The sequence below is a fragment of the Bacillus bingmayongensis genome, from assembly GCF_000299035.1.
Taxonomy (GTDB): Bacteria; Bacillota; Bacilli; order Bacillales; family Bacillaceae_G; genus Bacillus_A; species Bacillus_A bingmayongensis.
Window position 1 is genome coordinate 1197017 of the sequence record NZ_JH921518.1, and the last position, 22025, is coordinate 1219041.

Genomic DNA, 22025 nt, shown 5'->3' on the forward strand with positions numbered 1-22025 from the left:
AATTATTTCTTTAATGTAAATCCAAATTTATCCCACGCTTGTAAATAATCTAATAGGAAGATTTCCTCTTCTACCACACGACCTACTACGTTTGTCTTACCTGTATTCACCATATCTTTTAAGGCAATCTGTAATTCACCTTTATATTGACCGTATTGTTCATTATCAATAAGAAGATCACCACGTTTAATTGGTCTTGTATTATGTGGTTTAAACTCTTCTTTTTTATATTTCACACGGCTTTGTGTGGAACGAATCATATATTCAGATACATCCCCGCGGTAAAAATGTGGTTCTTCTAATACAATTTTTCTTTCTAAATCTGTTGTTGTTTCATAAATCTCTACGTCAAACGTTTGTTTTTCTTTGTTTACTTCTCCAAGCGCTTTTAATTCTTCTTCTGATGCATAAGCATTTGCAATGATCACATCATCAATAGATTCTGTAGCAAATAAATGTTTCGCCTGCGTTGTCATTGGCAATTCACGATGTTGTTCGATTGTACATAATCCTTCAGTTACCGGCCATGGACCATATGTCGCATCAAATGATGTAATAAAAGCAGCAGTTCTCATACCGTAATCTTTAAATTGTTTTGAGCATTTTATAAAATGCTCATAAGAAAGACCGGAATAACGATGCGGATAAAAATTATGACAACCAATTAAATTTTCACGGTTCGGACGATGACTCATAATATTATCAACATATTTCGTACCGTTACTCATATTAATCTCAATTTTTAATCCATATGGGTTATATGTCATAATAGATTCTTCTAATCCTGAGAAACCAACATCTAGACGAATACCATATGCACCTAATTCATGGAAGAATGAAAGGTCGTTATAAGAAATACCAAGCTGTTCAAAAACGGCTGGACTAATATCAACAAGTACTTGGAAACCTAATTCATTTGCATGCGAAATCGTTTCCTTAAATTCTTTAACAATTTTCTCTTTTTCTCCGTCCACTGATAATAAACATGTAAATACACGTGTAAAACCATATTGATGTGCTAATGTTAAATATTCCTTATCTTTCTCTACTGTAGAATGTTCTGGATAAATAGAAATACCTAATCGTCTCATGCGTATACGCCTCTTTCTTCATCATCAATTTGTAAACCTTTTCAAACATATGTAGTAAAATAGTAGAAATCCTCTTCTACTTTACTATCCGTTTGAATCCGCTTTCTTTAAAAAAAAAACATCCCTATCAATCATAACGACTAGCAGACTATACATCTATACTTTACCTTTTTTAAGAACATTTGTGTAGTATTTACACAAATTTGTAATTTTTTCACCAAAAAAATTGTTACCTTCTTTTAGTTCACCTTTCTTGACTGTTACATTGGCCACTACATATACTCGAAAGAACAGAGAAAAAATATTGAGGGGATGAATATATGGGAGAAGTAGCACTCGTAAAACGAGAACCATTATGGACAAAAGAATTTATCGCGCTCATCTTAGCAAACTTATGTATGTTTTTAGGATTTCAAATGTTAATTCCAACCTTACCTGTTTACGTTAAAGAAATTGGTGGCACGAGTTCAAGCATCGGATTTGTTGTTGGAATGTTTACTGTAGCAGCTTTAATTATTCGGCCGCTCACTGGAAATGCACTACAGAAATTTAGTAAAAAACTCATTTTAATGACTGGAACTGCCATTTGTCTACTGGCCATGGGTAGTTACCTGTTTGCCTCTACCGTTTTTCTTCTTCTTGCTGTTCGCATTTTGCACGGAGCTGGGTTCGGTATTACAACTACTACATATGGAACTGTAGTCTCCTACTTAATTCCAGCAGCCCGCCGTGGTGAAGGTATGGGGTATTTCGGCCTCTCTGGAACGATAGCTATGGCACTTGGCCCTCTTATCGGACTGTGGCTCATGCAAACTTATAACTTTACGATTCTTTTTTTATGTGCGCTATCTTGCACAGTGATTTCTTTAATATTAACAAAGCTACTCAAAATTCAAGCAACTGAAAAACCAATTCACCAGACACATGAATCATTTTTAGATGGATTTATCGAAAAGAAAGCTTTACTTCCTTCATTATTAATATTGTGTATTACATTAATGTATGGGGGGATTGGTAGCTTTATCACTTTATTTGCTACACAAGTTGGTATCGCTGATATTAGCCTTTTCTTCTTATTTAACGCTCTTGCCATCGCAGTAACACGTCCCTTCTCAGGAAGACTATACGATGTAAAAGGCCATACATTTGTTATTATTCCCGGTGTTATCTTAACATTTGCAGGAATTATCCTGTTATCGTATACAACAACAATACCAAGTTTAATTATTGCAGCAAGCTGTTACGGAAGTGGATTCGGTGCCATTCAACCTGCCTTACAAGCATGGATGATTGACCGTGTAGCCCCGCATCGCCGTGGCGTTGCTACCGCAACATTCTTTTCTGCATTTGACCTTGGCATTGGAGCAGGAGCCATTATCTTCGGATTCATCGCACACTTTACAGACTATGCAACTGTATATCGGTACTCTTCGGTGTTACTTATCGCTTTTCTCTTTATTTACATTACAAATGTACGAAAGCAAAAACAGATGGATAAAAAGAATGAAAAAGCCGCTGGGTAAACCAGTAGCTTTTAATTTTATCTAGCACGATTTCTCCCTCCAAATTTATAAAGTGAAACTTCCATCTGTAAATATTGCAGATGGAGTTTTAGGAGAACAGGGAAAAGTTGCATTAAAACAAACACTATAATACAAAAAGACGATCTTGATAAAAGATCGTCTTTTTATATAAATATAAATTGAAAAAACTGATATAAAATCTTTCTTTTTTGGGTAGGAGAGAGCGTCCGACCTTGCATAGAAACGGTCAGACCCTTTTTCTGCCCATACCAAGTGAAAACAAAGGGAGAAAACGAGTGGAGATCCCCTTTTATTCTCACAACCACAACTTATATGCCAGCAAATCAAAATAGATATATACTAACTACCTAATCTTGTAGTACATTTTTCATTGGATCTTCTGTACCTTGCGTTAATACGTTCACAATCGTTCTTCCCTTTAACTTCCCTTGCAATATAGGTTCAAATTTATCGTTTAATTCTTCTAATGTACATTCTGTCGTATAAGGTAATAAATTTAGATTCTTCCACTCATTTCCTAACATTGACCAAATCTTCTTTCTTAATGCCATTGGACATTGTACAGAATCGATTCCTAACAGATTGATACCACGCAGAATAAATGGATATACAGAAGTTTTAAATTCATGTCCCGCAACGTTACCACAGGTCGTTACACTTCCCCCGTATTGAATAACCTTCAGAGCCGTTGCTAATGTATTTCCACCAACTGTGTCAATCACACCCGCATATATTCCTTTTAACATCGGTTTTCCCGATTGATCATTCATTTCATCACGGTGAATAATCTCTTTCGCACCTAAATGAAGCATCATTTCTTTCTCTTCCGTTTTTCCAGTCGCAGCTACTACCTCATATCCTAATCGCGCTAAAATGCTAACTGCAACACTTCCAACTCCTCCTGTTGCTCCTGTAACAAGAATTTTCCCCATGTCAGGTGTAATACCTGATGTAATTAACTTGTGTACAGACAAAGCAGCTGTAAACCCTGCTGTCCCATACATCATACTCTCTTTCAATGACAGCCCTTCTGGTAACGGAACGACCCATGATGCAGGGACACGAATATATTGACCAAATCCACCAGATGTATTCATTCCTAAATCATATCCTGTTACAATTACTTGATTCCCTTTTTTAAAGGAAGGATCTTGACTGCTAATCACTTCTCCTGCTGCATCAATTCCTGGTGTATGTGGATATTTTCTTGTAACTCCCTTATTCCCAGTAGCTGAAAGAGCATCTTTATAATTTAATGAAGAATAATGAACACGTATTAGCACTTCTCCTTCAGGTAAATCATTTATCTCCCTCTCAACAAAGGTTCTTTCAAATTGAATTCCTTCCTTTTCATTTACAAGAATTGCTCGAAATGATGTATGATTCATTATGTCTATCTCCTTTACTCCTAACAAACTGTCTTTCTACTTCATTATATAAGGTCTATAGAATGTAATATAATCATCCTATTGAACATATTTCAACAAATCTTACTTCTTTATTATTTTTTCATAATATGTATTTCTATTTCAAATAGAACAAACTATACTTGTTCTATTGCTCATTCTCCCAAAATTCCCTTTACAAGAAGTCGAAAAATCTGACTTTTCGTAAAATAAGTTGGATTTTTGCGAAATGTAAATGATTTGTAATGTTCTTTTTCGCCAAATTTCATTATAATTAGGTGATATGAGTATCGTATTTCAATCCAAATGAAGGAGTATATGAAATGGATCAAAACCCATCTTTGCAAGAAAATATACGAAATAATAAGAAAACAGGAAAACGAAAAACAAAAATTATTATAAGTTTCCTTTTATTATTTTTAATAATAGGAGGCGGTTATACTTGGTTTCTAGTAAATAAAGCATCCTCTGCTGTTCGAAATGCCGCTCATGATTTAGCACGCGGTGATAAATCAGATTTACGTGATAAAGCTGTTAAACCTATTTCTAATAATGTATCTGTATTGATAATGGGCGTTGACGAAAGTGATGTACGTGGTAAAGAATACGGTGGTGCCATAAGAACAGATGCACTGTTACTTGCAACGTTTAATAAAGATAGTAAAACTGTAAAACTTTTAAGCATTCCGCGAGACACATATACTTATATCCCAATAGAAAAGAAAATGGATAAAATTACACATGCACATGCATATGGTTCTGCTAAAAATGGAAAAGATGGTGGACCGCAAGCTAGTATTGATGCGGTAGAAAAATTACTTCATGTTCCTGTTGATTACTTTGTAAAATTCAACTTTAAATCATTTATGAAAATTGTGGATGATTTAGGTGGTATTGAAGTAGATGTTCCTGTTGAATTTACTGAACAAGATAGCAACGATAATGCAGAAGCAATCCACTTGGAAAAAGGTGTTCAAAAATTAAACGGTGAAGAAGCGCTTGCTCTTGCTAGAACACGCCACATTGATAGTGATGCAATGCGCGGTCAACGTCAACAACTTGTTATCGAAGCCATTTTGAAAAAAGTAACAAGCGTTGACTCTGTAACAAAAATAGGAAATATTATCGATGATATTAATGGACAATTTGTTACGAATCTAACATTTGATGATATGTTATCATTCTATAAATATGGTGCAGATTCTTCAATTGAAAAATTACAAATCAATGGTAAAGATTGTTATATGTCCGCTGGTGATAAAGAATGTGGCCGTGCGAGTGACGGCGGTACGTATTACTATGCACCAGTAGAGGAAGATTTAGAAGATTTAACAGATCAACTTCGTACTCACCTTGGACTACCTAAATATAAAAAAGCTGATTCTAATGATAAAGAGAGCAGCAAGAAAACAAATTCAGAGAAAACGAAAGAATCAAAATCTAATAGCAGTAACAAGGATGAATCAGATAACAAAGAAAATAACAATAATGATGAAGATACAGAAACAACATCGAATGAAAAAATAAACGATACAAAACAAGATAACGATAATCAACAAAATTCTAACAACAACAAAAATAACAGTAACGATGAAGATACAGAAACAACATCGAATGAAAAAATAAACAATACAAAACAAGATAACGATAATCAACAAAATTCTAACAACAACAAAAATAACAGTAACGATGAAGATACAGAAACAACATCGAATGAAAAAATAAACAATACAAAACAAGATAACGATAATCAACAAAATTCTAACAACAACAAAAATAACAGTAACGATGAAGATACAGAAACAACATCGAATGAAAAAATAAACAATACAAAACAAGATAACGATAATCAACAAAATTCTAACAACAACAAAAATAACAGTAACGATGAAGATACAGAAACAACATCGAATGAAAAAATAAACAATACAAAACAAGATAACGATAATCAACAAAATTCTAACAACAACAAAAATAACAGTAACGATGAAGATACAGAAACAACATCGAATGAAAAAATAAACAATACAAAACAAGATAACGATAATCAACAAAATTCTAACAACAACAAAAATAACAGTAACGATGAAGATACAGAAACAACATCGAATGAAAAAATAAACAATACAAAACAAGATAACGATAATCAACAAAATTCTAACAACAACAAAAATAACAGTAACGATGAAGATACAGAAACAACATCGAATGAAAATTAATAAAACCCAGCTCTATGGAGGTAGAGCTGGGTTTTTCTACCTTTTAAAGCTTCTGTCAGTGAAGGATTCTTTATTTATCCTATTGTTTGTTAATGCGCAATAAAAAATTAAAAATTCTAACTTTTTAACTATCAATTCCTATATCTTTAAATTATAATAAAGGGTAGATGTATATTCCAATTAACAGGAGGCACAAATATATGAAAGCCGCAGTTAAACATAACGTTTCAGACTTTAAAGGTTATCTAAAATCCAATGAAATACATATGGAAGAACACATAGATGAGAATGATGGATCCGTATTTTTTTCAGTGAACTTAGAAACAGAGACAGGTGCAAAAGTTCGCCTTATCGCTGCCTTTCATAACGACCATCCTACTGTCGATATATATTGCTTCAATGTCGCTCAAGTTCACGATTCAGCTAAGAAAAGTGAAGTATTGCATTTACTAAATGAACTAAATACGGCATATAGATTCGCAAAATTCACGATTAGCAACAGGGATTCTATCGATATTTCGACTTCTCTTGTATTTACAGAACCATACTTTAATCCTGCCCTTGTATTTGAACATACTAAACTATTATATAAAGCTGCAAATGATGAATATGAAAGATTGATGAAACTTGTTTGGGCTTAATAATTGAACGCCACTGATTCTTCAGTGGCGTTCTTACATTCTTTCTATACTAGCCTTCTTCTTAAGATATCTATACGGTAATATTTGGTAATAAACTTCAAAAAAATCATATTACAACGCGATATCCATCCAAATTTTAATAGATGTCGAAACAATCAATATCGCTAATATCCACTGCAATATTTTTTGATTTAACCTCTTCCCTACACTTGCTCCAAGGGGTGAAGCGATTAAACTTGCAATCGCGATGATTATAGACGGCAGTACTACTACTTGTCCTGTAGTTACTTTTCCAATCGTAATCCCAATAGATGAAATAAAAGTAATTGCTAATGAAGTCGCAATTGTCATATGTGTAGAGATTTTGAGAATGACAAGCATAATTGGTACAAGTAGAAATGCACCGCCTGCTCCAACAATACCAGAAAAAGCACCTACGCTAAATGCTAAAATGCTAGCTAATCCTTTATTATACGTCAATGCTTCTAAAGGGAAATCACTCTGATTCCTTTTCGGAACAAACATCATAATAGCTGCCACTGTAGCTAAAATAGCATATACAATATTAATTTGCCCTTCCTCTAACACTTTTGAACCTAGACTCCCGACAAAACTCCCCACTAAAATACTCGTCCCCATATATAACACCAATGTTTTATTTATATAACCGCTTTTCCGATAAGCCCATACACCCGCAAATGTTGCGAAAAATACTTGAATAGCTGTAATACCGCTCACTTCATGCGCCGTATAACTAGTAAACCCTAATAGCACCGGAATATATAAAATCATCGGATAATTAATAATGGCACCGCCAATACCAACCATCCCTGAAATAAATGAACCAACAAAGCCAATAAGAAAGATTACAATCATAAAACTGAAGCTCATCTTTATTTTTCTCCCTTCTAAAAAGAAGGCGTTCTTTAATTAATTACCTTTAAATAAATAGATTCACATTTCCCTCAGAAGCATCTGCTAAATAAGCTGCCACACCAGCGAACTCAACATCGTCCATAATTTCTTCCTCTTTTAGCCCTAATAAATCAACTGTCATTTGACATGCTACAAGCTTAACACCTTGCTCTTTTGCCATATCAATTAAATCTGGAAGTGGCATAGCGTTATGCTTTTTCATAACATGCTTAATCATTTTAGGGCCCATACCCGCAAAGTTCATTTTAGACAACCCCATCTTATTTGCACCGCGAGGCATCATCTTGCCAAACATTTTCTCTAAGAAGTTTTTCTTTACTATTACATGTTCATCTTTCCGAAGCGCATTTAACCCCCAAAATGTATGAAAAATCGTCACTTCTTGATCATAGGCCGCTGCACCATTGGCAATAATATAAGCTGCCATCGCCTTATCGTAATCTCCACTAAATAATACGATCGTTGTTTTTTTCTTGTTCTCCATGTTAACTCCCCACCTCCTTATACCCATATAGGTATCTTACGAAATATACGAAATCCTTTATTTATAAAAGAACTCTTCATCGTACACAGTATTATTCAGTTTTACCTTCCCAATCTAACATGCCACCAGTCATATTTATAACCTGGAAACCATTGCTTTCTAAAAATTGAACAGCTCTTGAACTTCTTCCACCAGAACGACATACCATAATATATTCTTTGTCTTTATCTAATTCATGCATGCGAAATTCCAATAAACCAAGTGGAATATGAAGAGCTCCTGGAATTTTCCCTTCCGCCACTTCTTCTACTTCACGAACATCAATAATGTTTAATCCTTCATGGTTCATTAATTTATTTTCTAATTCTTTGGCTGTCATTTCTTTCATTTTTAGTTCCTCCTTAATTCCAAGCATTCATACCACCTGAAACATTTGTGATATGTTGAAATCCTAATTTCTTTAACATTTTTGTTGCCTGCTTACTTCTCATCCCACTTTGACAAATAACGATTACTTCTTTGTTTTTATCTAAATAACTCGCTTTTTGCACTAACTCATTTAAGGGAATATTACGAAAACCTTGAATATGATTCCCTCTAAATTCACCTGGTGTGCGAACATCAATAAATTGTTTATTCTTCTGATTCATTTTAGCTTTTAGTTCTTTTCCATTTATATTTTTAACTCCCTTAATCGGTAAAAAGCGAAAAATAATAAACCAAGTAACAAGTACAATTAAAACGATATTTAATACTACATTTGCACTCATAGACCATCTCCTCCAATCTTTCTCTATACAATTTATTTTTTACGCCTTTTTAATCCAGAATTTCAGTACACCGTTTTCTTCCGTATGCTGTAGTACTTCGTGTCCACCTGTTTTTGACCAAGCTGGAATATCCTTTATCGCACCTTTATCTGTTAAATGAACCTCTAGCACTTCTCCAGTTTGTAAAGCCTCCATTGCTTTTTTTGTTCTTACAATCGGCATTGGGCACGCTAATCCTTTTACATCTAATACTTGTTTTACATTCATGTTTCATACCTCCAAAATATTTTTTCTTTTATCCCGCATTAACCATGAACCGCACAGCGGTTTGGACCAATTTCCATCTCACTCTCTTCATCTACACTTGGATTGATTTTCCCCATATTTGTCTGGCGAATATCCTCATATGCATTCGGCTGAGGTGGCAAGTTTTCTGTAACTGTTTTACGAAACTCCGACTTATCCTCTATGTTTAATCCTGCATTTCGCTTAAATAGATCTTTCAGTGTTGCACGAACTACACCTTGCTCATCCAGTTCACTCACTTTCGAATAATGCGCGGGTAAAACAATCAACTCTTGAGATAAATCCTTGTAACGTTTATATAAGGTGTTACGTAAATCGTTTACCCAATCCTCCGCTTTACCCGCAAGGTCCGGACGCCCAATAGAATCTACAAATAAAATATCACCTGATAGAAGATAAGCATCGTCTACAATGAATGATGTACTTCCAATTGTATGTCCGGGCGAATAGATTGCCTCAATATCAATTTTCGTCTCTCCTACTGTAATTACTGTTCCTTCAACAAGAGGCTCATAAGAAAAGACAACTTCCTCAGCATCTTTTGGTGGCAACCAATACGTACCTTTCACCTTCTGTGCTAACTTACGACCACCAGAAATATGATCGGCATGTAAATGCGTATCCATAATATTTGTAATTACAGCACCTTGTTCTCTTGCAAATTCCTCATATATTTCAATTGTTCTCACAGGATCAATAACTGCGGCTTCACCGTTAGAAATAACCATATAGGACAAACATCCTTTTCCAAGGCGGTTAAATTGATACATGCTGCCACCATCTTTTAGGTTTCCTACTTTAATCGGCTTCACATATTCACTCCAAGCTTTCATACCACCAGTTAAATAATAAACATTTGTCACACCGCTCTCCATGAGTTGCTCAGCAACAAATTTGGAAGAACCTTCTTTCGCACATACAACAAGAATATCTTTTTCCTTTGGCAACTCTTCCAAGATGCCCTCTACGCCTTCTAATAAATCAAAATATGGTTTATTAATAGAAGAAACTTGTTTCCCTTCAATTTTCCAATCCATATAATCCGCTTCATTACGAACATCTAAAATAAATAATTCTCCAAATAAAACCTTCTCAGCAACATCTTGCGCTTGTAATCCTATAACACCCACTACCTTACCCCCTATGGTATATTTTATTTAAAAAATTTTAATGCTTTCCTAACACATTTTGTACATCCTTCCTACAGCACCAAACACATATACCTGTAGGGGTATAGTAAAATGTTTTTTAAAATCTGTCAACACATTCGTTTGACAGATTATCTACTTTTTACAAGTAGCTGTACAGCCTCTTTAATTAAATCTTCATTTGATGTATCGCCTTTTTCAAATTGCTCTCGCAAACATTGTTCCAAGTTTGTTCCTACAATTAATCCAATTGTGCGATCCATAGCAGAGCGTGATGCGGTTAGCTGTGTAATAACCTCTTTACAATCTTTTTCTTCTTCAATCATTCGAAGTACACCGCGAATTTGCCCTTCAATTCGCTTAAGTCGGTTTTTAATATCTTGATTATATTCCAACGTATTATCACCTCAATACTTTAATAGACATGTTTTATCTAAAAAAATGTCTATTGCACCAAATTGTAGTAAAATTCTTATTTGAATTTACAACCTCATCATATACCCTTTAGGGTATTTTGTAAAGCCCTATTTTATATTTATTATAGGGAATAGGACTTTACTTTAGTAACTTCTACCTTATTCACATACAATATGGTCTGGTAAAGCAGTTGCATACAATTTAAAACCGCCATCTACATTCTTCACCTTATATCCTTTTTCCATTAACATACGTGCAGCAACATCCCCCCTCATACCGAGCTGGCATGTAAGATATATTTCTTCATTTACTGGAATTTCATCCAATCTTTCACGTAATTCATCTAATGGAATATTGATTGAACCCTTAATCATCCCTTGTTTCAACTCATTTGGTTCACGAACATCAATTAAATATCCACCGTTTTGGACAATATGATCAATCTCATACCACTGCACTGTATCTACAAGTCCTTCAATTATATTACTTGCAGCATACCCCACCATGTTTACTGGGTCTTTTGCAGAAGAATACGGCGGTGCGTATGCTAATTCCAAATCTGGTAAATCCATTACTTTTAGCTTAGCTTTCATTGCCGTCGCAATGACATCAATTCGTTTGTCTACACCGTCACGCCCCACAGCTTGTGCACCATAGATTTCCCCTGATTCTTTATTAAAAATCAATTTTAATAAAACAGGATATGCGTTCGGATAATAACCTGCATGGGAATTTGCTTGTACATGTACTACCTCATAGGGTATATTTAAGCGCTGTAATACCTTTTCATTCACCCCCGTTGAAGCTACCGTTAATTCAAATACTTTTGCAATTGATGTTCCCATCGTCCCTTTGTATACAGATTCTGCACGTTCATGAATGATATCCGCTAATAGACGACCTTGTCGGTTTGCTGGCCATGCTAACGGAATCATTGTTTCTGTTTCCGTTACAAAATCTTTTACCTCAATCGCATCACCAATCGCATAAATAGCCGAATCCGAAGTTTGTAGTTTTTCATTTACTTTAATTGTTCCTCTTACTCCAAGTTCTAACCCTGCTTCTTTTGCTAAACGACTCTCTGGCTGGACACCGATTGAAAGAATAATCATATCTGTATTGATTTTTGAACCACTTTTTAAACGTACGACTGCTCCATCTTCTTCAAAAGCATCTACCCCGTCTTCCAAAATGAGCTGAACACCATGCTGTTTCATATGTTCATGTACATACGCTGCCATCTCATAATCAATTGGTGGCATTACTTGATTATTCATCTCAACAAGCGTCACACCTATTCCTTTTTCTCTCAAATTTTCTGCCATTTCAACTCCAATAAATCCTCCACCGATGACAGTCGCATGGCGTGGTTTCTTCTCATCAATATACCCTTTAATACGATCTGTATCTGGTACATTCCGTAATGTAAACAACGCCTTTGCTGTTTCAATTCCTGGAATAGGTGGCACAATTGGTTTCGCTCCTGGTGAAAGAATTAAAATATCATAAGACTCTTCGTACGTTTCATTTGTCATTACATTTTTAACAATAATTGTTTTTTCTTCTTTATTAATTTTTATCACTTCACTTAATACACGTATATCTAAATTAAAGCGCTTTGACATCTTTTCAACTGTTTGCACTAACAACTTCTGTCTCTCTTGAATCACACCGCCAATGTAATATGGTAACCCGCAGTTCGCAAATGAAATATATTCTCCTCGCTCAAACATAATAATTTCATCATCTTCACTTAAACGACGAAGACGTGCTGCTACTGATGCTCCGCCTGCAACTCCACCGACTACAACGATTTTTTTGCTCATCCTTCTCTAACCTCCACGATCCTTAATTTTCTTTTCGCTTACTAAATACGAATATACAGCGCCTCTAATTACATATACCCGTATAGGTATATAATAAACATAAAAAAATATAATGACAATATATAAACCTCAAACTTTATACTTGTTCACAAAATTGAAACAAACTGATCATTAAAAAAACCGCTGATTCCAGCGGCTTCACACATACTTCCGATGCACCATCTTTCCATCATAAGAAAAGACAACATTTTTATTCTCCACGACCGACTCCATATGCACCGTTCTTCCCCACAACTGATGAATGTAAGGCAATACTTTCTCTAAGTATTTTAAATCAAGCTCAATTCCTTCATAACTATGCTTAATATACAGTTCACCGTTCTTTAAATAGTCTCCATCTTCCACTACTAAATACGGAAATCCACCATTTGTTCTCATATTGACGAGCTGATCACGAACATGTTCCCACTCTTTATCAATTACCTTATATTCTTTCCCTTGGCGCTGGAATAAGTACATATCTTCTCTCATCACGAGATCTTTATTTAAATAGTTTCTAAGGAATGATACGTCCCATTCAATTTCCCGAACTTCAAAGATTTTCTCCCGACCTGATCCCGGTTTTACACCGCGCATTTTCATTTCTTCTGTTGGATTATTATAGCGTTCTTCAATATCCTCAAAGATTTTGATACCAAGATAGTACGGGTTAATGCTTGTTTTCGATGGCTGTACAACCCCTGCATTTAATTTCGCAAATTCGATTGCTTCATCAGAGGTTAAATCCATTTCGCGAAGAATGCGCTGATGCCAGTAGGACGCCCAGCCTTCGTTCATGATTTTTGTTTCTAGTTGTGGCCAGAAATACAACATTTCTTCTCGCATCATCGTTAAAATATCACGTTGCCATTCGTCTAGTTCTCTACTATATTCTTCAATAAAGAGAAGTAAATCTTTCTCTGGCTGTGGCGGGATTTTCTTTTTCTTCCGCATACTTGAACGTTCTCGTTTTTTATTTCTATCATCTAAATTCCACAAATCATCATACTGTGAAACTCGTTTCTTTTCTACTTCTTCCTCTTCTAAGTCATCTATACTCCAAGCAAGCTTCGGCCGCATAAGCGATGGATCAATATGTTCTTGAATGGCTAAAACAGCATCTAAAAACGTTTCTACCTCTTCCTTTCCATATTTATGTTCATACGCTTTAATTCGTTCTGCTGTCGCTGCCATGCTTTCAACCATATCGCGCTTCGTATTTGAGAAGCGAATATTATTTTTAAAGAAGTCACAGTGTGCTAAAACGTGCGCCACAATTAATTTATTTTGAATCAATGCGTTTGTATCAAGTAAAAATGCATAACATGGATCAGAGTTGATGACAAGCTCATATATTTTACTAAGTCCCAAATCATAATGCAGCTTCATTTTAAAGAACTGTTTCCCAAAACTCCAATGTGAAAACCGCGTCGGCATTCCATATGCACCAAATGTATAAATAATTTCCGCTGGACATACTTCATAACGCATCGGATAAAAATCCAGCCCAAATCCAGTTGCAATTTCAGTAATTTCGGCAATTGCATATTGCAGTGCTTTATCATCACTAGCTCTCATTATTTTCCCTCCTTACACTTTCCCTTAAGACAGTGTATGAGGGGAAACAAGCTTTCATGAAGACTAAACACATCAAAACAAAAATACAATATAAAAAACATCTTTTAAGTTTACAAGGGATTTTATATTTCTATAGCGAATAATTAAAATATATGGTAATAACCTCTGAATTAAACGAAGTTATGGCCCCTTATAAGGAGGTAGCAAAATGAAATGGAAGGTGCATCGAGATCGAGGTTTTCTATATATTGTTTTGGGATTGAGTCTATTACCAAATCTACTTTTAACACTCCCACTATGGCTAGATCCTACATTAACCTCTGTTGATTTTATTATTTTTCTTTCCATTATTGCAGTTTTTAATTTCTTTTGGTTTTGGATAACCTTTGATATTCGATATGAATTTAGAGAAAAGACTTTCTACGCATGTTGTGGTCCGTTTCGCTGTAATATTCCTTATGAAGATATTACGAAAATCAATAAAACGAATGATATGCTTATGGGGTTTCGTTTATCTTCAGCTTTAGAAGGCGTTGAAATTCATTATCCTAAAGCACTTTTCGGTAGTGTAAAACTTTCTCCACAAGATCAAGATGCATTTATATCATTATTAAAAGAGAAATGTCCTAACCTACAAAATACTCCATCTAAAAAAGAAGTTAAAAATAGTTAGCTCAATTTCACGAAAACGAATTCCACAATAAAAGGCATCCTTGTACAAAACAAGAATGCCCCTCTTATTATCCTTCAATAACTTCAAGCTTCTCCGTAATCGGTGTACGCGCTTTTCCTTCTGGCTTTTTATCGAAATAACCAATATGAAGAATCCCAACAATTCGTTGTCCTTTTGTTAGTCCAATTCCTTTTATAAATAAAGGATTATAGTTTAGCCCACCTGATTTCCAAACACAACCTAAACCACGTTCCCATGCTAGTAACTGGAAGTTTTGCATAAATGCACATACTGCTGCGTAATCTTCATCTCGTTGCACTTGACGTGGATCTTCATCCATATAAACAACAATTTGAGCCGGCGTACTTAAAAAACGATCTGATAAAATTTTACCTCGTTTTGCTCTTTCTTCTTCTGTAAAGGAATTTAATACAGCATCTACTAATGTTTTACGACCTTCTCCAATAAATAATTTACATTTCCATGGCTCGCGATGCTGATGGTTTGGTGCCCACGTTGCATCATTTAATAATTCAATTAATAATTCTTTTTCTACTGCTTTATCTGTAAATGTACGAATGGAACGTCTTTCCTTAATGATATTCGCAATGGAAGTATATGTAGTCATATGTTTCTCTCCCTTATTTTTATCTATATGTATACGTCTATTATTGATATTGATATTGATTTTCAATTTCGATTATAACGCAGTTTTCTATCATTAATCAATGTTTTATGTTGTAAAACTAACAAAAAACTTTTTTGTTACATCGCGAAAAAAAACTTGAAATGTTCACAAGTTTTTCACAACTTCTCCACAACTTACGGACATGCTATGTGTAAAGTTTTCCATTTCATTCAATTAGGAGGAATTTGTATGTACAAAAAAATGGTATTAAGTATGACTATGATAGCACTGCTATGTGGAGTATCTGTCTTCCCAGCTGCAGCTGCTACACAAAAAGAAGTTGTAATGCATCATCATAAGATAATCTCGGAAGAACAAATCCAGTCATTAGAAAAACAAGGTTACAAAAAGCATGAAATTTGGAAAGCCGCACACATTGCAAAGATTAGCAAAAAAGATATTAAAGATGTTTTATCGTACTATAAACAAAATAAATCTTGGAAAGAAACAGCGAAACATTTTGGCGTGGATCCAAAGAAACTGCATAAACATCATATAAGTAAAGAAATGAAACAAGCACTATTGCAAAAAGTAGCCGAAATGCAAAACTCCACTCCAGAACAAATGAAAAAAACAATGCAAGATAACCATATTCGTTTACATCACCTAGCGGTTCTAACTATCATTGCACAAAAAAGTAATACACCATTCAATGATGTATTACAAATGAAAAAAGATGGCATGCATGTCAAACAAATTGCAGAAAAATTAAATGTGCAGAAAGAAGATATAAGAGCCGAAATGATGAAATTAATACAGTCTGTAAAGCAAAACAAGACAAACTAAATATAACAAAAGAAAGAAGCATTTGTTGCTCTTCCTTTTGTTATGAGCAAATTAGAATATATGAGAAATTTACTAAGATGAACACCGTTAATATGTGTATTCCCCCATCTCATACTCACTTTGATTCTTTACTCCAACGTGCAATTCAAGATGTAAAAATAATTTATTAAATTGAAAAAAGGCTGTTCAAAAGACAATCAATATCTAACTTTTGAACAGCCTTTTTTATGTTTCCTGTATAAATTTCTGCCTTCCCCAAAAACTAACGAGAGCATTCCATATAAGGGAAAGAGGTGAAAAATATGTTTGGCTTACCACGAAAAAAATCTAAAGCCAAAAACAAAAAAACGAGCTGTACCATTCCAGAATTTATTCATACGATGAAGGAATCTACTGATTTTGCTTCTTATAACATTACAGAAAACGAAACACTATGCCTTTTTTATTATAAATCTGTCGTAGAAGCACTCATAATTAAACAATTTATTTTAACACCTATCAAAAAGCAATTAGAACAAATACAAGATATTGCCGACTTGACTAACATCGTCTCTATTGAAGACATTGTTATCTCACCTTCCATTGACGATATCCGTGAAAAGTTATTGGGGGGATATGTGCTCGTTAAACTACAAAATATATCACAGGCTAAACAATATGCTCTGATTCGAGCAGAAAGTACCGTCCTTGGTAAGCGTTTATATAACGATACAGAAAATGAATATAGCGTAATTGGACCCAAAATTGGTTTTGTGGAAAACATTGATACGAATCTACATTTATTACGCCGCTCTATTGTAACAGAGCAATTAATCTTTAAAGAAATTGTTGTTGGATCTATATCAAAGACAAAAGTTGTAGTGGCCTATATAGACGGGATCACGAATGAGCAATATATTAACACCACAACGCAGCGTCTCGCGGACATTGATTTCGACGTTCCCTTTGATGCAACAATGATCGAACAATTTATTAGTGATAATAGTAACTCTCCTTTTCCGTTACTTTTACCAACAGAGAGGATTGATCGAGCTGTATTTGCTTTAATTAATGGTGAAGTGTTAATTTTAACAGACAATTCTCCCTATGCATTAGCTGGACCGACAACACTATTAGATTTTTTCATTTCACCAGAGGATTACTATTTGCCATGGATGATCGGCTCAGCTTTTAGATTGATTCGCTTTTTTGGGGCTATATTTTCTCTATTTTCCTCAGCAATCTATACAGCTGTATTAACATTTCATTACCAAATGATTCCATCAGATTTATTAGGACCTATTATTTTTTCTCGAGCCAATGTACCCTTTCCACCAATCCTAGAAGCACTTTTTTTAGAAATTACAATTGAGTTACTCCGCGAAGCCGGCGCCCGCTTACCTACAAAAGTTGGGCAAACAATCGGTATTGTTGGTGGAATTGTAATTGGACAAGCTTCTGTTGAAGCAGCTTTAACAAGTACAATCCTATTAATCGCTGTGGCTTTATCTGCACTTGCTTCTTTCACAACACCAACTGTGAAAATGTCTACTACCATTCGTTTACTCCGATTCCCACTCATCCTTTTAGCGGGTGCCTTCGGAGGACTTGGTCTGATTATAGGATTTGTTGTGATATTGGCACATTTATTACATTTGAAATCACTTGGATCGCCTTACTTACTACCCTTAGCACTTGTAGATGGTTCAGTCGAAGAGCTTCTAAATCATGTCACATCAAACGGTTCATTGTATCTAGCTGACTTACTTGAACAAAATATAATGAATGAAAATATTCCGCGGACAGCTTTGAATATTTTTTTATACAATTATTATTCGTTTGTATGCGATCCATTTCTTCCTTACATTCAAATCGCTGATAATCATGCGGTTTCTGTAAAAGGTCTTGCCTTTTTAAAAGAGGACAAAGTGGTGATGTATACCGATAAAAAAGACTCTTTTTTAGTAAAGTTGCTCCTTAATCCGACTAAAAACGGTCGTTATAAAGCGCCAATAAAAAAAGACAATCATAAAGGTCTTATCGTAGCACAAAATTTATCTGGAAAAAGTGTCTATCAAGTTGATCAAACAGGTGATGTTCCTAAAGTGACCATCCGGTTAAAATTAAACGGATTAATAAAAAACTCCCCTAGTTGGCTTGATTTATCAAAAAAAGAAAATATAAACTCTGTAAAAAATCAAGTAGAGCAAAGTATTAAAAATCAGTCTCAAAAATTGATTCAGCAATTTCAGCAAAAAAAATAGACCCTTTAGGAATACGTGACCAAATTAGAAGTCGATCAAGAAAATGGAGCATACAGCAAATTCAAGCAATGTATCCATCTATAAATATTAATATTAACGCTGATGTTAACGTTGTACAATCTGGTATCGGAGAATAGTGAGGTGATAAGATGGGTACAACCAGTAAAGAACTAACCGTTTCCCCTTACTTGGTATTTTTTTTGATTCACTCTCTTCAAGTTGGAATCGGAATTTTAGGTTATCAACGCATTATTATAAAAAGTGCCGGTTATGACGCTTGGATTTCCCTTATTCTTGCGGGAATTGCAACTCACTTTGTATTGTTTTGTATGTTAAAAATGTTAGAAAAAGATAACGATCTGATCAATATTCATACAACATGCTTTGGAAAATGGATTGGTTCCTTATTTTCTTTACTTGTTACGATTTATTTTTTATTATTTTGTCTCACTGTCCTTCGTACATATATCGAAGTAGTTCAAGTTTGGGTATTCCCGACCATTAAATTATGGAAACTCACTTTAATCTTTTTATTAGTCACTTACTATATTATAAAAGGTGGGTTCCGTTCTGTAACAGGAATTTGTTTTTGGGGAATTGTACTACCTATTTTCGTATTGTTCTTTTTAATTTTCCCAATGAAATACGCACATTTTCGCAATATTTTACCAATTTTCACTCATTCACCTTTAGATATTGCAAAATCAGCGAAAGACTCCGCTTTAGAATTTTTAGGATTTGAAGCGCTCCTTTTCTTTTATCCACTTATTGAAAAAGGAAAATCTTTAAAAAGATGGGCACATGGCGGTGCTGCTTTTACAATCATTCTTTATGTAATTTTAGCGCTTATCTCTTTTATATACTATAGTGAAGGACTACTCAAGCATACAATTTGGCCTACGTTAACGATGTTAAAAATTATTAAAATCCCTTTTATTCAGCGGTTTGAATATATTATTATTTTTGTATGGTTTCTTATCATTTTACCAAATCTTTGTTTAACAATATGGTACTCTTGTCAGTCTATGAAGCGTTCATTTCATATCCCATTTAATATCACACTACCCTTTTTTATTTTTATTGTATACATCGCTTCCTTATTTTTTACAAACCGAGAAAGTATCAACGCATTAAATACACTTTTATCCCAAACGGGTATGTACATTGTATATATCTATATCCCTCTCCTTTTTCTATGGCACTCCATTCGATGGCGCTTGAAAAATAAACGCAATCAAACTTCACCGTAGGAAAGCAGTAGAGAGTTTGATACAATTTTACTAACACGAAAACAAAGGGGAAATGCAGATGAAAAAATATCTATTCTCTCTACTTGTAATAAGCAGTCTTACGCTTTCTGGATGCAGCGTTGCAGATGAAAAACCATCTTCTGAACCTAAAGAAAAACACGAAGAACACACTTCTCATACTCAGCAAGGTGATATACAAGAAACAACAAAGGGCGTCGACACGCTTCCAACCTTTTTAGATAAGCTAGATCCGCAGCTAAAAGATATCTATGCAGTTGCAGGAAAAAATGCCGAATTATTAAACTGGATACCTTGTTACTGTGGGTGCGGAGAAAGTGTTGGACATAAAAACAATAAGAACTGTTTTATCCAAGAAATTAAGCCAAGTGGAGAAGTAGTCTGGGATTCCCACGCAACAACATGTGTAAACTGCTTAGAAATTGCTGTCGAATCTGCATCTATGCAGCAAAAAGGCAAATCCACCCTTGAAATTCGAAACTACATTGATAATAAATATAAAGAAGGCTATGCGAAACCAACGCCTACACCAATGCCAAAAGCGTAAAAACGAGGAATTTCCTCGTTTTTTTATTTTTCACTCAACATTTTCCTTAACAAATTCTTTCAAGTGTATTTCTTCTCTCTTGTCGTAAACTATTTGTAACTCCTCAGTAAGGAGGGTACACAATGCACACATATAACGACTACGATAAGGCTCTCTATTACACATATTGTTGTAATTGGGACAAGTTGCTTGTATTAATGGTACAAACTGATGATCAATTATTTTCTAAACGAATTGAACATTTTTTACATGCTTATAAATATAGTAAAGAACTGCCAGAAGTAGATAAACAACTTCAGCTTCTATTTCAATACATTGACCATGCTTCACAAAAATCACATTTAGAAGAAATAGATCAAGTACAAATGTAAATGAAGCGCTATTCTTCCTTTGAGAATAGCGCTTTTTTGAATATTTTTCCACAAAACTGTTCATAATACACATATCAATAGTGGATGGACGTGATCATTTGCATAAATCCTTATCTGTATTTCTCTGCATGATTATATTGCTTATCGGTTGTGAAAAAGCGAATAATCCTCATTCGTTTCAAGGGGGAAAACAGGAAAAAGACATATGGAATATCTTAATTATCGGCAGCGATTCACGAGGCGAACGACAAGCTCGTGCTGATACAATTATGATTGCCCAGTACAATAAAAAAGAAAATACAGCAAAGCTTGCTTCGATTATGCGAGATAGTTATGTAGAAATCCCTTCTTATGATAAAAAATATAATAAAATTAATGCTGCCTATTACTACGGCGGTCCTGAATTATTACGAAAGACGATTCAACATAATTTCGGAATCGATGTTTCTCATTACGTTACGATTGATTTTGAAGCATTTGTTAAAATTGTGGATACAATCGCACCTGAAGGTATTGAAGTCAATCTTACACAAACAATAATCGATGATATGGGACTACATTTACAGCCGGGGATACAAGCTCTTCATGGGAAAGATTTATTAAAATATGCCCGTTTTCGTCATGATACTGAAAGTGATTTTGGTCGTGTGAAACGGCAACAAGAAGTACTCCGGGCATTGAAACAAACCCTTACTGATAAAGTTCACTCTATAGATGGAGTACTAAATTTACCAATAATGGCACACGAACTCTCTCCATATATAAAAACAAATTTAGATATAGGGGCGCTATTTACACTTGGAAATAGCATTTTATTTCAACCCATTGATAAGATGGAAACAATGCGAATTCCAATTGATAAAGAATATGAACCAGCTCTTACCGAACACGCTGGCTCCGTCTTAAAAATAAATCAAGAAATAAATAAAGAAGCTATTCAAAACTTTTTCAATGCTACAAAAGCTGTAAATCGTCCCTAAAAAACAAGGTTTGTGAACCTTGTTTTTTTTATTTCCAAGTTTTCGTCTTATAAAACTTCCCTTG

Annotated in this window: 20 protein-coding genes and 3 pseudogenes; 11 read left to right on the plus strand and 12 right to left on the minus strand. The window is 34.5% G+C overall.

All coding sequences use genetic code 11. The features are described from left to right. Nucleotides 1-2: 2 nt before the first annotated feature. Nucleotides 3-1091, minus strand: coding sequence for a DUF871 domain-containing protein (locus tag Y7E_RS0120645; RefSeq protein WP_017153170.1), 1089 nt, complete (start codon nt 1089-1091; stop codon nt 3-5). 320 nt (nt 1092-1411) lie between these two features. Between Y7E_RS0120645 and Y7E_RS0120650 the strand changes: the two genes are divergently transcribed. Further along, entirely contained in the window at nt 1412-2614 is a 1203-nt protein-coding gene (locus Y7E_RS0120650; RefSeq protein WP_017153171.1) for an MFS transporter, read from the plus strand. Nucleotides 2615-2982: 368 nt separating this feature from the next. Here Y7E_RS0120650 and Y7E_RS0120655 read toward each other — a convergent pair whose 3' ends face one another. Beyond that, complete coding sequence (locus tag Y7E_RS0120655) at nt 2983-4023, minus strand: YhdH/YhfP family quinone oxidoreductase (protein WP_017153172.1); 1041 nt, start codon at nt 4021-4023, stop codon at nt 2983-2985. A 341-nt stretch (nt 4024-4364) separates the two neighbouring features. Between Y7E_RS0120655 and Y7E_RS30150 the strand changes: the two are divergent. Both Y7E_RS30150 and Y7E_RS0120665 read left to right on the plus strand, forming a co-directional pair. Next, nucleotides 4365-5567 (plus strand): annotated as a pseudogene (locus Y7E_RS30150) (LCP family protein); the annotation flags it as partial. Nucleotides 5568-6460: 893 nt separating this feature from the next. After that, entirely contained in the window at nt 6461-6901 is a 441-nt protein-coding gene (locus Y7E_RS0120665) for a hypothetical protein (protein WP_017153174.1), read from the plus strand. A 111-nt stretch (nt 6902-7012) separates the two neighbouring features. Here Y7E_RS0120665 and Y7E_RS0120670 read toward each other — a convergent pair whose 3' ends face one another. The 9 genes from Y7E_RS0120670 to spoVR form a co-directional block, all read right to left on the minus strand. Continuing rightward, nucleotides 7013-7792, minus strand: a complete 780-nt coding sequence (locus tag Y7E_RS0120670) for a sulfite exporter TauE/SafE family protein (protein WP_017153175.1) — start codon at nt 7790-7792, stop codon at nt 7013-7015. Nucleotides 7793-7841: 49 nt separating this feature from the next. Continuing rightward, nucleotides 7842-8321, minus strand: coding sequence for a DsrE/DsrF/DrsH-like family protein (locus Y7E_RS0120675; RefSeq protein WP_017153176.1), 480 nt, complete (start codon nt 8319-8321; stop codon nt 7842-7844). Between the two features lie 91 nt (nt 8322-8412). Next, a complete protein-coding gene (locus tag Y7E_RS0120680; protein ID WP_026049290.1) occupies nt 8413-8709 on the minus strand; it encodes a rhodanese-like domain-containing protein in 297 nt (98 codons plus the stop codon). Between the two features lie 13 nt (nt 8710-8722). Then, nucleotides 8723-9091, minus strand: a complete 369-nt coding sequence (locus Y7E_RS0120685) for a rhodanese-like domain-containing protein (RefSeq protein ID WP_017153178.1) — start codon at nt 9089-9091, stop codon at nt 8723-8725. 39 nt (nt 9092-9130) lie between these two features. Further along, a complete protein-coding gene (locus Y7E_RS0120690; RefSeq protein ID WP_017153179.1) occupies nt 9131-9358 on the minus strand; it encodes a sulfurtransferase TusA family protein in 228 nt (75 codons plus the stop codon). Nucleotides 9359-9396: 38 nt separating this feature from the next. Further along, entirely contained in the window at nt 9397-10527 is a 1131-nt protein-coding gene (locus tag Y7E_RS0120695) for an MBL fold metallo-hydrolase (RefSeq protein WP_017153180.1), read from the minus strand. Nucleotides 10528-10676: 149 nt separating this feature from the next. Then, on the minus strand, nt 10677-10940 hold the full coding sequence (locus tag Y7E_RS0120700) for a metal-sensitive transcriptional regulator (protein WP_017153181.1): 264 nt from the start codon (nt 10938-10940) through the stop codon (nt 10677-10679). Nucleotides 10941-11120: 180 nt separating this feature from the next. Further along, nucleotides 11121-12788, minus strand: a complete 1668-nt coding sequence (gene cdr / locus Y7E_RS0120705; RefSeq protein ID WP_017153182.1) for a CoA-disulfide reductase — start codon at nt 12786-12788, stop codon at nt 11121-11123. Between the two features lie 198 nt (nt 12789-12986). Continuing rightward, a complete protein-coding gene (spoVR, locus tag Y7E_RS0120710; RefSeq protein WP_017153183.1) occupies nt 12987-14405 on the minus strand; it encodes a stage V sporulation protein SpoVR in 1419 nt (472 codons plus the stop codon). 208 nt (nt 14406-14613) lie between these two features. Here spoVR and Y7E_RS0120715 point away from each other — a divergent pair, with 208 nt between their 5' ends. Next, nucleotides 14614-15078 (plus strand): PH domain-containing protein, encoded by a 465-nt coding sequence (locus tag Y7E_RS0120715; protein WP_017153184.1) that lies wholly within the window; start codon nt 14614-14616, stop codon nt 15076-15078. A 67-nt stretch (nt 15079-15145) separates the two neighbouring features. Here Y7E_RS0120715 and Y7E_RS0120720 read toward each other — a convergent pair whose 3' ends face one another. After that, on the minus strand, nt 15146-15706 hold the full coding sequence (locus tag Y7E_RS0120720; protein ID WP_017153185.1) for a nitroreductase family protein: 561 nt from the start codon (nt 15704-15706) through the stop codon (nt 15146-15148). A gap of 249 nt (nt 15707-15955) precedes the next feature. Between Y7E_RS0120720 and Y7E_RS33285 the strand changes: the two genes are divergently transcribed. The 7 genes and pseudogenes from Y7E_RS33285 (at nt 15956) to Y7E_RS0120750 (ending at nt 21961) form a co-directional block, all read left to right on the plus strand. Next, a complete protein-coding gene (locus Y7E_RS33285; protein ID WP_017153186.1) occupies nt 15956-16552 on the plus strand; it encodes a hypothetical protein in 597 nt (198 codons plus the stop codon). A gap of 302 nt (nt 16553-16854) precedes the next feature. Then, nucleotides 16855-18222, plus strand: a pseudogene (locus Y7E_RS30155) (spore germination protein); the annotation flags it as partial. A 51-nt stretch (nt 18223-18273) separates the two neighbouring features. Next, nucleotides 18274-18932, plus strand: a pseudogene (locus Y7E_RS35155) (Ger(x)C family spore germination protein); the annotation flags it as partial. Nucleotides 18933-18944: 12 nt separating this feature from the next. Next, on the plus strand, nt 18945-20045 hold the full coding sequence (locus tag Y7E_RS0120735; protein WP_017153188.1) for a GerAB/ArcD/ProY family transporter: 1101 nt from the start codon (nt 18945-18947) through the stop codon (nt 20043-20045). 58 nt (nt 20046-20103) lie between these two features. Continuing rightward, nucleotides 20104-20610 (plus strand): PCYCGC motif-containing (lipo)protein, encoded by a 507-nt coding sequence (locus Y7E_RS0120740; RefSeq protein ID WP_017153189.1) that lies wholly within the window; start codon nt 20104-20106, stop codon nt 20608-20610. Nucleotides 20611-20732: 122 nt separating this feature from the next. Then, on the plus strand, nt 20733-20981 hold the full coding sequence (locus Y7E_RS0120745; RefSeq protein ID WP_017153190.1) for a YhdB family protein: 249 nt from the start codon (nt 20733-20735) through the stop codon (nt 20979-20981). A gap of 98 nt (nt 20982-21079) precedes the next feature. Further along, nucleotides 21080-21961, plus strand: coding sequence for an LCP family protein (locus Y7E_RS0120750; RefSeq protein WP_017153191.1), 882 nt, complete (start codon nt 21080-21082; stop codon nt 21959-21961). The last annotated feature ends 64 nt before the right edge of the window (nt 21962-22025 follow it).

Excerpts from the sequence above, each read along its gene's own strand:
- Y7E_RS0120645 (WP_017153170.1), bottom strand. The coding sequence starts at position 1,091 with ATGAGACGATTAGGTATTTCTATTTATCCAGAACATTCTACAGTAGAG.
- Y7E_RS0120650 (WP_017153171.1), top strand. The coding sequence starts at position 1,412 with ATGGGAGAAGTAGCACTCGTAAAACGAGAACCATTATGGACAAAAGAA.
- Y7E_RS0120655 (WP_017153172.1), bottom strand. The coding sequence starts at position 4,023 with ATGAATCATACATCATTTCGAGCAATTCTTGTAAATGAAAAGGAAGGA.
- Y7E_RS0120665 (WP_017153174.1), top strand. The coding sequence starts at position 6,461 with ATGAAAGCCGCAGTTAAACATAACGTTTCAGACTTTAAAGGTTATCTA.
- Y7E_RS0120670 (WP_017153175.1), bottom strand. The coding sequence starts at position 7,792 with ATGAGCTTCAGTTTTATGATTGTAATCTTTCTTATTGGCTTTGTTGGT.
- Y7E_RS0120675 (WP_017153176.1), bottom strand. The coding sequence starts at position 8,321 with ATGGAGAACAAGAAAAAAACAACGATCGTATTATTTAGTGGAGATTAC.
- Y7E_RS0120680 (WP_026049290.1), bottom strand. The coding sequence starts at position 8,709 with ATGAAAGAAATGACAGCCAAAGAATTAGAAAATAAATTAATGAACCAT.
- Y7E_RS0120685 (WP_017153178.1), bottom strand. The coding sequence starts at position 9,091 with ATGAGTGCAAATGTAGTATTAAATATCGTTTTAATTGTACTTGTTACT.
- Y7E_RS0120690 (WP_017153179.1), bottom strand. The coding sequence starts at position 9,358 with ATGAATGTAAAACAAGTATTAGATGTAAAAGGATTAGCGTGCCCAATG.
- cdr (WP_017153182.1), bottom strand. The coding sequence starts at position 12,788 with ATGAGCAAAAAAATCGTTGTAGTCGGTGGAGTTGCAGGCGGAGCATCA.
- spoVR (WP_017153183.1), bottom strand. The coding sequence starts at position 14,405 with ATGAGAGCTAGTGATGATAAAGCACTGCAATATGCAATTGCCGAAATT.
- Y7E_RS0120715 (WP_017153184.1), top strand. The coding sequence starts at position 14,614 with ATGAAATGGAAGGTGCATCGAGATCGAGGTTTTCTATATATTGTTTTG.
- Y7E_RS0120720 (WP_017153185.1), bottom strand. The coding sequence starts at position 15,706 with ATGACTACATATACTTCCATTGCGAATATCATTAAGGAAAGACGTTCC.
- Y7E_RS33285 (WP_017153186.1), top strand. The coding sequence starts at position 15,956 with ATGTACAAAAAAATGGTATTAAGTATGACTATGATAGCACTGCTATGT.
- Y7E_RS0120735 (WP_017153188.1), top strand. The coding sequence starts at position 18,945 with ATGGGTACAACCAGTAAAGAACTAACCGTTTCCCCTTACTTGGTATTT.
- Y7E_RS0120740 (WP_017153189.1), top strand. The coding sequence starts at position 20,104 with ATGAAAAAATATCTATTCTCTCTACTTGTAATAAGCAGTCTTACGCTT.
- Y7E_RS0120745 (WP_017153190.1), top strand. The coding sequence starts at position 20,733 with ATGCACACATATAACGACTACGATAAGGCTCTCTATTACACATATTGT.